Below are 13,589 nucleotides of genomic sequence, written 5' to 3'. Positions count from 1 at the left end.
GAAATAAAATAAGTAGATTCCCTATGTAGTACTTCTGGTCATGGTTGTGTCAGAGATCCTGATTTACAATCGGACTAGAACGCGCAAGAGTTTCCCTTTAAAATCCATCCACCCATCAGGGTGATTGCACCAGGAGGTCCACATGGTACGTGCTGCTGGATGGTTTGCTGTTCTGGTTGGTATGCTGGTTGCCTGCAATTCTGCTCCCACCCCACCCACTGGAGGTGTTTTTGATGGCCTGGAGTGCGGCAAGGTTCGAAATGCCAGTGGTGACATTGTGGGCACCACCCGCGACAACGATTGCGGAGGGGGCATCAATGACCCGCATTACACGACTTTCGATGGCCTCTACTATGACTTCATGGGTGTGGGTGAATTTGTCTTTGCACGCCTGAAAGACACGCCTGACCTGCAGGTCCAGACCCGCATGTCCCCGGTGGGAGACCTGAGTGTGGCAAGCCTGAACACCGCTGTGGCAGCCCAGGTGGGGCCAGATCGGGTGATGGTGGCCCTCCTGAAAACAGGCAAGACCGAAGTGCGGGTCAATGGCACAATCAAAACCCTCCTGGCTCCACTCAAACTTGCAGGTGGGGGAGAGGTCAAGCGCTTCCCATCAGGAGACGTGATGGTCACCTGGCCGAACACCAGCACCACCAGCAACCAGGACCGCCTGTACATTGAGATCCCCGGCAATTACCTGAACGTGTACCTGCAGGTGTACAAATCCCACTACAACAAACTTGAAGGCCTGCTCGGAGATGCCGATGGTCTGCCCACCAACGACCTGAGGGTTGCAGCAGGAAGTGCTCTGGACACCACCCAGGTCACGTTTGACCAGATGTACCAGGATTTTGCTGGCAGCTGGCGCATCACCGATCCTGCAAAATCACTTTTCACCTATGACTCAGGGCAGGGGCCATCCACGTTCAATGATGCTGGCAAGCCCACCCAGTTCATCACGGTGTCTGACCTGACCACCGAACAGAAGGACAGGGGTGTGCTGGAGTGTGCTTCTGTCAAAGGACAGGTGCATGAGAACTGGTACAACGCCTGTGTGCTGGATGTGGGCCTGAGTGGAGACACCTCTTTTGTGAAGGGCCTGAGCAGCAACCTGAAACTGATGGATGTGACAGGAAAAGTGCAGATCAAGAAATAAACCCTCAAAGGCAACAGACAGGAGGAAAAATGTCCCCCTTCCAGAAGAAACACTTCGCTGGAGGGGGATTTTTGCCCCTGGGTCCTGCTGGGCATCAACAGTAGGATGTGAAAACAAGGAGGTGAAACATGCGCAAAACTGTACTGTTGCTGATCGCCCTGTCCAGTGGACTGGTGCTGGCTGCAGATCCCAAAGGCAACGCTGCCAGTGGAAAAACCCTGTACTCCTCCACCTGCCAGATGTGCCACGGAGACAAAGGACAGGGAATGGTGGGTCCCAAACTGGCAGGAACCCTGGCCAAATGGAAATTTGCTGACTTCAAGAAGACCCTGGTGAAAGGGGTGAATCCCAGCAAGAAAACGCTGGCGGCCACCATGCCCAGGTATGACAAAACGCCTTTTATGGGCACAGGCAAACCCCCAACGGACCAGCAGATGGCCGATGTGCTCGCTTACATCAAAACCCTGAAATGATCCAGACTCATCTCACCCGGAACGTCCTGTTCCGGGATTTTCTGGTTTCGTGGAACTGCACCAGAAGCCTTATATGCAATAAAATGTCTTCCATATGCACATTTCTCTGGAAACCCTGATCGCAATGTATGAACGCAACAACCTTTTTCTGAAACGACACCTGAATGCCTTCAACCATTCAGGAAACCTGGCGTCAGCTTTCGATGGAGGTCCAAATGCCCACTGGATTCTGGGCCACCTGATCAAAAGCCGCACAGATTTCCTGCTGGAATGGAGGGCTCCTGCTGTCTGGTCTGCAGAAGAATGCAGGCCGTTTGCTGCTGGAGAAGGACCCTCAGGTCCAGACACCCCTGTGACCTGGGAGAAACTGCTGGAGGTCTGGGACCGGACCCACCAGTGTTTCATGGAGGCCCTGTCCAGTTTCACCCCTGAACGTCTGCAAGAAGAGGTTCGTCCTGGGAAAAACTGGACGATGATGCTGGAATTTTTCAGCTGGCATGAGGGGTACCACATCGGTCAGCTTGCCTTGCTGAAACGGGGCAAGGGGCCTGTGGCCTGAATCAGCCGTCCCGAAGGCCCAGCACGTCCAGAGCACTTTCATGGTCTGGCGCAATCAATTCTCCCAGACCGCAGACCACCAGCCAGACCTCGGGTTGCTGTTCCCGGGTGGGGTGGTCCGGGAAGTGACGCCAGAAATCCTCTCCCAGGGCTTCAGGGGTGTTGGGCAGCAAGAACAGGGTGCCAGAAGGATATTCCTCAATTTTCAGGGCCAGTTGACGGTACCGTTCCAGATCTGCTTCCTGCTCCTGTTGCCACCTGTGGACTTTCTCGGCATGCTTCTGGGAGACAAGCTCAAGGAAGTCTGCAGTGTCTTCCATCAGGTGTGTTTGTGCCAGGGCGGACAGCCAGGTCCACAGGTCCTGATCAGGTGTCGCAGGACATGCAGCATTCAGGTCATCCTGCCCAAAATGCTGTCCGCCTGCTGCAACCACCGAAATGGTGACATGCACCCCCTCCAGCCTCCAGCGGTAATCGGAGAATTCCAGCAGCAATGTCAGGTCAGGACGCTGGTACCTGAGCACGAGGTCTTCTGCTCCCTGCTCCGGCTCAGATTGCACTGTACGGCTGTAGCCTGCTGTGCGCAGAAGGTCCAGAGCCATGCATGCCTGCTGGAGCAGGGCTTCGGGGTCAGGGGAAGCATAGAAGTCATGGCCAGACATGGGTACTCCACAGTGTACCTGCAGTTGGGAAAGAAAGCCTCACGACATGCAAAAAGACCCCCGAACATTCAGGGGTTGTGGCGGATGATACCGGGCTTGAACCGGTGACCTCTGTCGTGACAGGACAGCGAGCTGACCTCTGCTCCAATCATCCGTGGCGGATGGTGAAGGATTCGAACCTCCGGGGCTGTAAACCCATTTGCCTTCCTTCAAATTCACAGAAAACTGATGGGTCTGAACAGTCGTACCTTTCTATTCGCTTTGCTCAGGTCAACCTCCGTTGACCGAAACGGTACAGCAAGCAAACACAATAAACCACTCTGACAACCATCCAAAAAAAACAGTGGTGATGACAGGATAGAGAGAAGCAATGCGTTCCCGCGTCTGATTTACAGTCAGGTGCCCTGCCAGATGGGCTTCATCACCATGCGTGGGGTTGTTTTGGCCCTCTGGAAGCTTTTTCAAGCTTCCAGAACATCGGGGCTGTGGATTTTCAGGGCACAAAAAAAGCTGATCCCTGGGTGTCTTTGGCACGGGAGTAAGGATTCGAACCTTAACTGTCTGAGTCAGAGTCAGATGTCCTGCCGTTAGACGACTCCCGTAGGCACAGGGATCAGCATATATGATTCTAATGCCTGAACCATCTGCTGTAAAGCTCAGGCAAAACCGCTTACCCACAGGGCATTTTTCAGGCTTTCTGGCGGATTTTGAGCCTGAAAGTCATGCCCGTTGGGTCAGAGTACGGACCCAGTGACAGTTTTCTGCTGCATCCTGACCTCTTTCTCCAGCTTTGACCATCCTGTACAGTGTGGGGCATGATTGCTGGCCTGATTCATCAACCCACCTGTTCGGATCTGCTTTCCTTTTTTGTCGGTCATTTGCATTCTGGGCGACTGGTGCAACTGGTGGGGGAGTGCGAGATCAGTTATGCAGGTCGGGCTGCGAGTTATGCAGAGGCCGGGAACTATCTGGTGATTGTGAAGCCTGATGGCAGCATCCAGGTGCAGGGGGCAAAAGGGGTGAAGCCTGTGAACTGGCAGCCCAAAACCGATCACATTTCGGCTTCGCTGGAGGCTGGAATGGTGGTCCTGACCGCAGAGCGCAACAGTCCGCCCGAAGTGGTGAGGGTGGTGTGTCTGGACCCCCATCTGGTGTTCGCTGCAGAGTTTTCGCAGGAATACGGATTTGTGCTTTCGGGATCTGAGGCAGAGATGCGCAAGACCCTGAGGAAAAAACCGGACTGCATGGAACCCGGACTGTGCATTCTGGAGGAAGAACTCCTGACGGATGCTGGAGGGGTGGACCTCTTCGCCCGTGACAGTGAAGGGCGTCTGGTGGTGATTGAACTCAAGCGGGCCAGAGCGACCCATGAGGCGGTGTTTCAGCTGGACCGTTATGTGAAACTGACCCGCGAGCAGACAGGACAGCAGGTGCGGGGCCTCTTGGTGGCCCCCAGCATCACTTTTCCTGCACTGGAACGCTTGCAGGCTCTGGGCCTGGAGTTCTGTGAGATGACGGCCCTGCCTGTGCTGGAAGAGGACATGCAGCTCAGTTTGTTCGATTTCTAGGATTTGATTCAGAATATGGGAGGCAGTCCTGCAGAGGGCTGTCTTTATTTTTTTAAAGAAGCTTAAGTTTGAATAAAATTTCAGGACAACTGTCTAGAACACTAGATTTTTTTCATTGACATGAATCTTTATTGACTATACTTGCATAGATCTTCGATTGCCAGAAACCAGATAAAAATTGTATATTGTATACAATATGAACTTTGAGCGCCCCCAACTGATCCGTGACGAGATCTACCAGTTGCTCCGACACCAGATCCTCTCTGGCGGAATTCAGCCCGGTGCCCGCATCGCCGAGATTGAACTCTGCGAAAGGTTCGGGGTGTCCCGCACCCCCATCCGTGAGGCCATCCAGCGTCTGGTGCAAGAAGGCATGCTGGAAGCCAACGCCAACAAGAGCGTGCGTGTGCGTGTGCTCTCTGCCGAAGAGGCCCGCCAGAGCTATGAGGTGCGTGAAGCCCTCGATGGTCTGGCTGCAGAACTGGCGGCCCAGCACTACACCGAAGAGGATGCAGCCAGCCTGAGAGATGCCCTGCATGACCTCAAACAGGACCGCGACGATTACCGGGAGCAGACCCGTCTGGACCTGCTCTTTCACCGCAAAATTGCCCTGGCCAGCCACAACCAGATGCTGGTGCAGGCCCTCAACAACCTGGAACACACGGTGGCGATCATCAAGCACATGACCGGCACCTACAACCTGATGCCCGAGACCACCGTTCAACACGAGGCCATTCTGGATGCCATCTTGCAGCGGGACGTGAAAACTGCGGGTCAGCTCGCCCGCGATCACGTGCGCTTCTTCGGGGATCTGGTGGTTCAGCAACTGCATGAAATGACCCGCAACTGATCCCACAAAAAGGGTTCTCAGAGTTCATATGGAGGTTAGGAAATGGATTTGAATCAGGTGTACCGCAACACCGTCCTGAGCGTGGCCAACAACAAGACCGTTCAGGACATTGTCAAGCAGCGAGCATGGAGTGTTGCAAAACGTTTTGTCGCTGGTGAAGAGCGCCAGACCGCCATTGCAGCGGTCAAGGACATGGAAAAAGTCGGTGTGCATGGCATTCTCGATCTTCTTGGAGAGTTCGTCGACACCGAGGCCAAGGCCAACGAATTTGCAGATGAAATCATCCGGCTGCTGGATGCCGCCGAAGGCCAGGGTTTCCCGATCTATGTGGCCATCAAACTGTCCAGCGTCGGTCAGAAAATCACCCTGGCCAATGGTGAGAACCTGGGGATGGTCAATGCGCGCCGCATCCTGAAGCGTGCAAAAGAACTGAATGCTTTTGTGGCCCTCGACATGGAAGACCACCCCCTCGTGGACCTCACCCTGGAGCAGTTCAGAACCCTGGTGGGTGAATTCGGGAACCAGACGGTGGGAACCGTTCTTCAGGCTTACCTGTACCGCACAGAGCAGGACCGTGCTTCTCTGGATGACCTGAAACCCAACCTGCGCATTGTGAAAGGGGCCTACCTTGAGCCCGAGTCTGTGGCATACCCCAACAAGCGGGATGTGGACCTGCAGTACCGCCGTCTGGTCTACCAGCACCTGAAAGCCGGGAACTACTGCTGTGTGGCCACCCACGACGAGAGCATCATCGAAGACGTGAAGCGCTTTGTGCAGATGAACAAAATTCCCTACAGCCAGTTCGAGTTCCAGATGCTCTACGGAATCCGCCGTGACCTGCAGGTGCAACTGGCAAAAGAGGGCTACACCGTTCGGGCCTACATTCCTTATGGTTCCGACTGGTACGCCTACTTCAGCCGCCGGATTGCTGAGCGCCCTGCCAACGTGATGTTCGTGCTGCGTGGCATGCTCAGAGGATGATGGATTTTTGGTCCAAGATTGTATACAATATCCAGTATACAATCTGCTGCCGCAGAATCCTGTTGACCTGTCTTCCGTGTTGGGCGAGCCCTAGGCCCGCCCCTGCCCCTCTCTGACCCCTTGAGAGGCCAAAGGAGCCCCCATGCTGAAAATTGGACCCTTTCAAACCGAATCCTTCATTGACTACACCAAGCCTGAAAACGTCAAAGCCCATCAGGACGCCCTGAAGAAAGTCCGTCAGGACCTGGGCAAGACCGTTCCCCTGATCATCAACGGTGAGCGCATTTTCACCGAAGAGAAACTGACCTCCATCAACCCCTGTGACATTCAGGAAGTGGTGGGCTACTCCTCCAAAGCCACCATCGAGCACGCTGAACAGGCCCTGCAAGGCGCATGGGAAGCTTTCAGCTGGTGGAAAAACTGGACCATGGACGCCCGTGCCCGCATCCTGATCAAAGCTGCAAAACTGCTCAGAGACCGCCGCCATGAGTTCAATGCCCTGATGGCCCTGGAAGCAGGCAAAAACTACGCCGAAGCCGATGTGGAAACTGCAGAAGCCATCGACTTCCTGGAGTACTACGGACGCCAGGCCGACAAGTACGCCCATCCTGCAGAAACCTTCCCTTACCCCGGTGAGGAGAACGAACTGCACTGGATTCCCCTCGGTGTGGGTGTGTCCATCAGCCCCTGGAACTTCCCCCTGGCCATCTTTGCAGGCATGCTGACCGCTCCCATCGTGGTGGGCAACACCATCATCGTGAAGCCCGCCGAGGACACCAGCCTGATTGCTGCGAAATTCATCGACCTGCTGATTGAAGCTGGTCTGCCTGCTGGTGTGGTCCAGTTCCTGCCCGGCGTGGGCGAAGAAGTCGGGGATTACCTCGTCAAGCACGCGAAAACCCGTTTCATCACCTTCACGGGCTCACGTTCTGTGGGTCTCTACATCCATGCCGAGGCTGCCAAAGTGGTCAAAGGCCAGAAGTGGATCAAGCGCACCATCATGGAACTCGGGGGCAAAGACGCCATGATCGTCGATGAAACCGCCGATCTGGAAAACGCAGTGACCTCTGCCGTTCAGAGTGCTTTTGGCTTCAACGGTCAGAAGTGCAGTGCCATGAGCCGCCTGATCCTCGTCGATGCCATCCATGACGAGGTGCTGGCCAAATTTGTCGAGCGCACAAAAGCCCTGACGGTTGGCAATGCAGAAGACAACAGCAACGTCACTGCTGTGGTGAACGACGAGTCCTTCGAGAAGATCCAGAAGTACATCGAAATCGGCAAGACCGAGGCCAAACTGGAAACCGGTGGCACTGCTGACGGCAGCAAAGGCTACTTCATCCAGCCCACCATCTTCTCTGGTGTGGACCCCAATGCCCGCATCGCCCAGGAAGAAGTGTTCGGACCCTTCGTGGCCGTGTTCCGTGCCCGTGACTTCGACCACGCGCTGGAAATTGCCAACAGCACCGAGTACGGCCTGACTGGTGGCGTGCACTCCCGTGACCGTGCCCGTCTGGAAAAAGCCCGCGCAGAATTTGAAGTGGGCAACCTCTACTTCAACCGCAAAATCACCGGTGCTCTGGTGGGTGTGCAGCCCTTCGGCGGGTACAACATGAGTGGTACGGACTCCAAAGCTGGCGGTCCCGACTACCTTGCCAACTTCCTGCAACTGAAGACCGTGACTGAGCGGTTCTGAGTTCCAGCGGTTTGAGGCCCCTGCAATGCAGGGGTTTTTTGTTGCGGGGAATGGCGGGCCGAGAGTACCCATACAGAACACAAAATTGTTGAGGCGAGGTGGGGGATCTATGGGTTAAAATCCCCCATATGAAAGCCGTCCTCTTCCATGCCTTTAACACCCGCCCTGAGTACACCGATGTTCCCGATCCTGTGGCCCGTCCTGATGGGGTGGTCCTGAAAGTGGAGGCCACCGGGGTATGCCGCAGCGACTGGCATGGCTGGGTGGGGCATGACAGAGACATTGTTTTGCCCCATGTGCCCGGGCATGAACTCGCTGGAACGGTTCTCGAGGTTGGCAAGGACATCCGCAACTGGAAGGTCGGGGACCGGGTGACCCTGCCTTTTGTGTGTGGCTGTGGTCATTGTGGGGCGTGTCAGTCGGGCAACCAGCAGGTCTGTGACCACCAGTTCCAGCCCGGATTCACCCACTGGGGCTCTTTTGCGGAGTACGTGGGGATTCACTACGCAGACCAGAACCTGGTGCGCATGCCGGAGAGCATGGACTTTGTGACCGCTGCCAGTCTGGGGTGTCGTTTCGCCACGTCCTTCCGTGCTGTGGTGCACCAGGGCAGGGTCAGAGGGGGAGAGTGGGTGGCTGTGCATGGCTGTGGGGGTGTGGGCCTTTCTGCCCTCATGATTGCGAAGGCTCTGGGCGCGGCAGTGGTGGCCATTGACATTGATGACCAGAAACTGGAGTTTGCCCGTGCACTGGGCGCAGATGTGACCCTCAACAGCAAAAACACTCCAGACGTGGTGGAGGTCATCCGTGACCTGACAGGTGGAGGAGCCCATGTCTCACTGGACGCCCTGGGGCATACCGTCACCTGCTTCAACTCCATCGCCTGCCTGAGGACCAGGGGTCGTCATGTGCAGGTGGGTCTGATGCTTGCAGAACAGCAACATCCACCCATCCCGATGGACCGGGTGATCGCAAAGGAACTCGAAATCTACGGCAGCCATGGCATGCAGGCCCACGCCTACCCTGAGATGCTCCGCATGATTGCACAGGGCCTGCTGAAACCAGAATTGCTGATTGGCAGGCGCATCACCCTGGAAGAATCCATTGATGCCCTGGTGCACATGAACACTTTCGCAGGCACGGGTGTCACCGTGGTGGACCGCTTTGCATCAAGCCTCTGAAAAGGATCACTTTTTCCCTGAAAGCCCCCTGCTATTTTGTGGATGTTTCTGGTGGCCTCAGGGCTGATGGCTGACCGCTGACCACTGAGTGCTGGATTCAATGTTTAGTGTACCTGCTACATTTTTTGCAATGCTCAGGTAAAATGGGGGGGTGCTTACGGAACTTTCACAAGCTTATGGACCCCTGGAATTCATACAGGAAAGTAAGCACAGCCTGACCTACCGCACCGGACGGTATGTCCTGAAGCTGTACCGTGAGAAGCATCAGGCGGCTTTAGAGGCCGACAACCTGAAGCGTGCCGGTCTGGGCCATCTGGTCCATGAGGTGCGCATCACCGATGAGGGAGAGTTGCTGGTCACCCACCGCTTCCCTGGGCTTCCGGTTACAGCGCACACCCTCAGAAGTGCTCTCCCAGAGCTGAAGCGGTTTCTGGACACCTTGCACCAGCAGCGTTCAGGAGAGAGGGTGGAACTTGCTTCTGTAGAACGCAAACTGACCCAGTTTCAGGACATCCGTGACCCTGAAAACGAATTTCTGTTTGTGGTGCTGGAACGGGCTCTGGAACAGGGTCTGCTGGAAACCGAAGGCATGTTCTGCCATCTGGACCTGTGGAGCAACAACATCCTGGTCAGCGATGACGGGGAAGTGCTGGTGATCGACTGGGTGAGGGCACAGTTCGATGACCCGATGCGGGACATTGCCCTGCTGAAAGCTGGAACCCTGGACCTCCTGCCAGACCATGAAGCCTTGCAGGCCGCTCTGGCCTATGTGCGCACCCCTGCAGAGCAGGAACGCTTCAAGGCCTACCTGGCCCTGACCTACCTCAACGACCTGCACTGGATTCCCCGCAACACCCCGCACACGGTGGCCACCGAGCTCCCATTCAAGCTGGAACGGGCCCGTCACTCGCTGGGGGTTCTGGCCGAGTTTTGAGGTTTTCTTACCTCCTCAAAAACCAACTGGCTTTACACTGAACACATGACACCTGAATCTGTGGCCCGTCTGGTGCAACAGAAACTCACCCCTGGACTGCTGGTGTACCTGCAGCCTGTGATTCTGCTTTTCATGGCTGGAGCTTTTTTGCAGTGGTCCACTGCGGTGGCCATTCCCCTCAAATTTCTGCTGGTGGCCTTTGGGGTGGTGGCGCTCGGCATCAGCCTGTTTCTGGTGATCTGGGTGATCCTGATGCACCGCTGGTCCAAAGAAATTGCTGTTCTGATGGAGCAGCGTGCCTTTGAAACTGTGAACCACAGTTATGGCAGATTTGCTTTTTCGCGCAGAGAGAAAGAGCATTATGCCCCCCACTTCGGTGAAATCCCCCGATGAGTGGATGGGTCCAGGCCTGAAATGTCCTGCCTGGTGCTGGCTGCTGATCGCTGACCCCTGACTGCCTCAAAAAGGTGTGAATTTCACAGGGACCTTCCTGTTATGATTGATCTCGATATGGTCACTGTGGTCAAGCACCCCCTGGTACAACACAAACTGACGCTTCTCAGAGATGAAAACACCGGAGTCAAGGACTTCCGTCAGCTCGCAGCAGAAATCTCCACCCTGATGGCCTATGAGGCCATGCGCGATCTGGAACTTGAAAACGTCACGGTGAAAACCCCCATCACCACCTCCGAGTTTCCTGTGCTCTCTGGCAAGAAACTGGCCCTCATTGCCATCCTGCGGGCCGGTCTGATCATGGCAGACGCCATTGTGCAACTGATTCCCGCTGCCAAAGTGGGTCACATCGGGTTGTACCGTGATCCTGAAACCCTCAAGCCTGTCGAGTATTACGTGAAGCTGCCCCAGGACATTTCCGAGCGCCGAGTTTTCGTGCTTGATCCGATGCTGGCCACCGGAGGGAGCGCCATTGATGCGATCCGCACCCTGCAGGCCAGAGGGGCACAGAACATCAAGCTGATGAGCATTCTGGCTGCTCCAGAAGGCATCCGTGCCGTAGAAGAAGCCTGTCCTGATGTGGACATTGTGGTGGCGGCAATCGACTCCCACCTCAATGACCACGGTTACATCGTTCCCGGTCTGGGCGACGCTGGAGACCGCATTTACGGGACCAAGTGATCTGAGTGATGGATTTTCTGCATCAACTGGGAATTGCCGATCCTCTTGGCAAGGGGCCGGTCAGTGTGCTGCTCACCTTTCTGGTGGCCTGGTTTTTGACCCAGCGCTTCATGCCCAGGGTGCGGGAGTTTGCCATCAAGGTGGGCTGGGCGGACATGCCCAACGAGCGTCGCCTGAACAAGGAACCTCTGCCCAACGCCGGAGGACTTGCCATTTTTGGAGGCTTCATTGCTTCCATTGTGGTGGCCTGGGCTTTGCGCCCCATCCTGATTGAACACCTGCAGGTGCAGGTCCTGGCCATTCTGCTCGGGGGTGCCCTGCTGGCTTTTACCGGTTTCATTGATGACCAGTTCGAGTTGCCCCCCCTCTTTCGCATGGTGGTGCAACTGATTGCCGCTGCCCTGCTGGTGGTCAACGGTCTGCACATCGATCTGGGTGTGGTGCCCTGGTTCAGGGACCTGCTGGGAGACAGCATCGGGATCTGGAACATCATCATCACCCTGGGCTGGATCATCGGGATCACCAATGCCGTGAACCTGATGGACGGGGTGGATGGGGTTGCCGGAGGCATTGGTTTCATTGCCTCCATGGTGCTGATTGCGGTCAGTGCCCAGTCTCCAGACCGTGCTGCTGCCGTGATCATTCTGGCTGGACTTGCGGGGGCTGTGCTGGGTTACCTGCGGTACAACTTCAATCCCAGTCAGATCATCATGGGAGACACCGGAGCCTACCTGATCGGGTACACCCTGGCTGCGGTGGCCCTGCTGGGAACGCTTCCCGAGAGCCAGAACCCCTCCCTGATTGCCCCCTTCCTTTTCCTGGCCCTGCCCATTCTGGACACCACGCAGGTGTTCATTGGCCGGATTCGCAAAGGGAAGAGTCCCCTTAAACCCGACAAGACCCACCTGCACCACCGCCTCTTGCAGCGCACTGGAAGTGCCCGTACCACCTCGGTGATCATCTGGGGCATCACCCTCACCCTGAACGTGATTGGCATGGTGGCCCAGGGGATTTCTCCGATGGTGATTGCCGTGACGGTGCTGATCATCGCTGGCGCTCTGGGCTGGGTGGCCTACCGCCGTGTGCGTGCTTTGAACAAGGAAAGGACATTGAATTGATGCGTGTCGTTGTTGCATTTGGTACCCGCCCCGAGGCCACCAAAATGGCCCCTGTTTATCAGGCCCTGCACCTCCAGCCTGGCATCACCCCACTGATGCTGGTGACCGGGCAGCATCGCCAGCAACTGGATGATGCCCTTGCTGTGTTTGGGCTGACCCCTGATGAAGATCTGGATGTCATGACCGATCGCCAGACCCTTCCTGGTCTGGTGGCAAAGATTGTTCCTGCAGCTGCCCAGAAACTGAAAGAGATGCAGGCCGATTATGTGCTGGTGCATGGAGACACCACCACCACCTTCTGTGTGGCCCTGGCTGCTTTTCTGGAAGGGATTCCGGTGGGGCACGTCGAGGCTGGCCTTCGCAGTGGCAGCATGCGAGAACCCTTCCCTGAAGAGGCCAACCGGAAACTCACAGATGTGTTGACCGATCTGGATTTCGCTCCCACCACACTGAGCCGCGAGAACCTGCTCAAAGAGGGCAAAAACCCCCAGGGCATCATCGTGACGGGACAGACAGCTGTGGATGCCGTGCGTCAGGTGGCTGCACGTTCAGGACTGCGCCCGGAGTGGCAGGGCAGGAAATTGGTGACCATCACCATGCACCGTCGCGAGAACCTGCCTGTGATGTCTGATCTGGCAGGGGTGCTGCGAAAGGTGGCTGAGGCCCATCCAGACCATCACTTTGTTTATCCGGTTCACCTCAATCCTGCGGTGCGAGAAGCTGTCTATCCTGTGCTGCAGGGCCTCCCCAACATGGAATTGACCGAACCTCTGAACTATGCAGACATGGCTGCCCTGATGCAAGCCAGTGAACTGCTCATCACCGACAGTGGTGGTCTGCAGGAGGAGGGGGCAGCCCTGAACGTGCCTGTTGCTGTGTTGCGCAATGTCACTGAGCGTCCTGAAGGCCTGGAAGCAGGGGTGTTGAAGCTTGCAGGAACAGAGCCAGAGTCATCCTACAGGGTGCTCTCCGGGTTGCTTTCCAGTCCTGAGGAGCTCAAATACATGCGCACCCGTCCCAATCCATACGGGGATGGCCTGGCCAGCCAGCGCATTGCTCAGGCGGTTGCCTGGCGGCTGGGTCTGGCTGAGCGGCCAGCGGACTGGGGCACTGTTCTGGAGCACTCCTGATTCGTAAGGGTTTTCCCCAGATGCCCCTCAGGAGTTTGCCTTAGCTTCTCTGCTTTGTGACCAGACCCCGCATACTGTAGGTATGCCATTTTGCTCTCTCTTCAAGTCTCTGCCATTGGTTTAGACTTGAAGAGCGTTTTCATTTCGTTGA

Annotated in this window: 14 protein-coding genes and 3 tRNA genes; 13 read left to right on the top strand and 4 right to left on the bottom strand. The window is 56.2% G+C overall.

Translation table 11 applies throughout. The features are described from left to right. Positions 1-142: 142 nt before the first annotated feature. The 3 genes from DC3_RS14625 to DC3_RS14615 all read left to right on the top strand — a co-directional run bounded on the left by DC3_RS14625 (position 143) and on the right by DC3_RS14615 (position 2,188). Complete coding sequence (locus DC3_RS14625) at positions 143-1,156, top strand: VWD domain-containing protein (protein ID WP_146885529.1); 1,014 nt, start codon at positions 143-145, stop codon at positions 1,154-1,156. 128 nt (positions 1,157-1,284) lie between these two features. Next, the gene (locus DC3_RS14620; protein WP_146885528.1) at positions 1,285-1,629 is read left to right on the top strand and encodes a c-type cytochrome; all 345 of its coding nucleotides are present in this window, start codon (positions 1,285-1,287) and stop codon (positions 1,627-1,629) included. A gap of 94 nt (positions 1,630-1,723) precedes the next feature. Further along, positions 1,724-2,188: a DinB family protein gene (locus DC3_RS14615; protein WP_146885526.1), complete on the top strand. Its 465-nt coding sequence runs from the start codon at positions 1,724-1,726 to the stop codon at positions 2,186-2,188. 1 nt (position 2,189) lies between these two features. On the opposite strand, the gene DC3_RS14610 is transcribed toward DC3_RS14615, so the two are convergent. The 4 genes from DC3_RS14610 to DC3_RS14600 all read right to left on the bottom strand — a co-directional run bounded on the left by DC3_RS14610 (position 2,190) and on the right by DC3_RS14600 (position 3,451). After that, complete coding sequence (locus DC3_RS14610) at positions 2,190-2,849, bottom strand: hypothetical protein (RefSeq protein WP_146885524.1); 660 nt, start codon at positions 2,847-2,849, stop codon at positions 2,190-2,192. Between the two features lie 78 nt (positions 2,850-2,927). Further along, positions 2,928-3,003 (bottom strand) — tRNA-Asp (locus DC3_RS14605). 190 nt (positions 3,004-3,193) lie between these two features. Beyond that, a tRNA-Tyr gene (locus DC3_RS29200) sits at positions 3,194-3,275 on the bottom strand. Between the two features lie 102 nt (positions 3,276-3,377). Then, a tRNA-Gln gene (locus DC3_RS14600) sits at positions 3,378-3,451 on the bottom strand. Positions 3,452-3,664: 213 nt separating this feature from the next. Between DC3_RS14600 and nucS the strand changes: the two genes are divergently transcribed. From nucS to wecB, 10 genes are all read left to right on the top strand, one after another. Then, positions 3,665-4,417, top strand: coding sequence for an endonuclease NucS (gene nucS, locus DC3_RS14595; RefSeq protein ID WP_146885522.1), 753 nt, complete (start codon positions 3,665-3,667; stop codon positions 4,415-4,417). A gap of 196 nt (positions 4,418-4,613) precedes the next feature. After that, a complete protein-coding gene (locus tag DC3_RS14590; RefSeq protein WP_146885520.1) occupies positions 4,614-5,267 on the top strand; it encodes a GntR family transcriptional regulator in 654 nt (217 codons plus the stop codon). Positions 5,268-5,309: 42 nt separating this feature from the next. Further along, complete coding sequence (locus DC3_RS14585; RefSeq protein ID WP_146885519.1) at positions 5,310-6,248, top strand: proline dehydrogenase family protein; 939 nt, start codon at positions 5,310-5,312, stop codon at positions 6,246-6,248. Between the two features lie 142 nt (positions 6,249-6,390). Then, on the top strand, positions 6,391-7,941 hold the full coding sequence (gene pruA / locus DC3_RS14580) for an L-glutamate gamma-semialdehyde dehydrogenase (protein WP_146885517.1): 1,551 nt from the start codon (positions 6,391-6,393) through the stop codon (positions 7,939-7,941). A 128-nt stretch (positions 7,942-8,069) separates the two neighbouring features. Next, positions 8,070-9,122 (top strand): zinc-dependent alcohol dehydrogenase family protein, encoded by a 1,053-nt coding sequence (locus DC3_RS14575; RefSeq protein ID WP_146885515.1) that lies wholly within the window; start codon positions 8,070-8,072, stop codon positions 9,120-9,122. A gap of 151 nt (positions 9,123-9,273) precedes the next feature. Further along, complete coding sequence (locus DC3_RS14570; RefSeq protein ID WP_146885513.1) at positions 9,274-10,056, top strand: phosphotransferase family protein; 783 nt, start codon at positions 9,274-9,276, stop codon at positions 10,054-10,056. 45 nt (positions 10,057-10,101) lie between these two features. Further along, on the top strand, positions 10,102-10,449 hold the full coding sequence (locus DC3_RS14565; protein WP_146885511.1) for a hypothetical protein: 348 nt from the start codon (positions 10,102-10,104) through the stop codon (positions 10,447-10,449). Positions 10,450-10,566: 117 nt separating this feature from the next. After that, positions 10,567-11,190, top strand: coding sequence for a uracil phosphoribosyltransferase (gene upp / locus DC3_RS14560; protein ID WP_146885815.1), 624 nt, complete (start codon positions 10,567-10,569; stop codon positions 11,188-11,190). 8 nt (positions 11,191-11,198) lie between these two features. After that, positions 11,199-12,308: a glycosyltransferase family 4 protein gene (locus tag DC3_RS14555; protein WP_146885509.1), complete on the top strand. Its 1,110-nt coding sequence runs from the start codon at positions 11,199-11,201 to the stop codon at positions 12,306-12,308. Then, the gene (wecB, locus tag DC3_RS14550; protein ID WP_146885508.1) at positions 12,308-13,438 is read left to right on the top strand and encodes a non-hydrolyzing UDP-N-acetylglucosamine 2-epimerase; all 1,131 of its coding nucleotides are present in this window, start codon (positions 12,308-12,310) and stop codon (positions 13,436-13,438) included. Before DC3_RS14555 ends, wecB begins: the two co-directional genes overlap by 1 nt. Positions 13,439-13,589: the final 151 nt, after the last annotated feature.

Origin of the sequence: Deinococcus cellulosilyticus NBRC 106333 = KACC 11606 (genome assembly GCF_007990775.1) — a bacterium.
Lineage (GTDB): Bacteria > Deinococcota > Deinococci > Deinococcales > Deinococcaceae > Deinococcus_C > Deinococcus_C cellulosilyticus.
The sequence above is the reverse complement of the archived record's forward strand: the minus strand, read 5'-3'. Positions and strand labels throughout refer to the sequence as shown.

Excerpts from the sequence above, each read along its gene's own strand:
- DC3_RS14625 (WP_146885529.1), top strand. The coding sequence starts at position 143 with ATGGTACGTGCTGCTGGATGGTTTGCTGTTCTGGTTGGTATGCTGGTT.
- DC3_RS14610 (WP_146885524.1), bottom strand. The coding sequence starts at position 2,849 with ATGTCTGGCCATGACTTCTATGCTTCCCCTGACCCCGAAGCCCTGCTC.
- nucS (WP_146885522.1), top strand. The coding sequence starts at position 3,665 with ATGATTGCTGGCCTGATTCATCAACCCACCTGTTCGGATCTGCTTTCC.
- DC3_RS14575 (WP_146885515.1), top strand. The coding sequence starts at position 8,070 with ATGAAAGCCGTCCTCTTCCATGCCTTTAACACCCGCCCTGAGTACACC.
- DC3_RS14585 (WP_146885519.1), top strand. The coding sequence starts at position 5,310 with ATGGATTTGAATCAGGTGTACCGCAACACCGTCCTGAGCGTGGCCAAC.
- DC3_RS14565 (WP_146885511.1), top strand. The coding sequence starts at position 10,102 with ATGACACCTGAATCTGTGGCCCGTCTGGTGCAACAGAAACTCACCCCT.
- wecB (WP_146885508.1), top strand. The coding sequence starts at position 12,308 with ATGCGTGTCGTTGTTGCATTTGGTACCCGCCCCGAGGCCACCAAAATG.
- pruA (WP_146885517.1), top strand. The coding sequence starts at position 6,391 with ATGCTGAAAATTGGACCCTTTCAAACCGAATCCTTCATTGACTACACC.
- DC3_RS14555 (WP_146885509.1), top strand. The coding sequence starts at position 11,199 with ATGGATTTTCTGCATCAACTGGGAATTGCCGATCCTCTTGGCAAGGGG.
- DC3_RS14590 (WP_146885520.1), top strand. The coding sequence starts at position 4,614 with ATGAACTTTGAGCGCCCCCAACTGATCCGTGACGAGATCTACCAGTTG.
- upp (WP_146885815.1), top strand. The coding sequence starts at position 10,567 with ATGGTCACTGTGGTCAAGCACCCCCTGGTACAACACAAACTGACGCTT.
- DC3_RS14615 (WP_146885526.1), top strand. The coding sequence starts at position 1,724 with ATGCACATTTCTCTGGAAACCCTGATCGCAATGTATGAACGCAACAAC.
- DC3_RS14620 (WP_146885528.1), top strand. The coding sequence starts at position 1,285 with ATGCGCAAAACTGTACTGTTGCTGATCGCCCTGTCCAGTGGACTGGTG.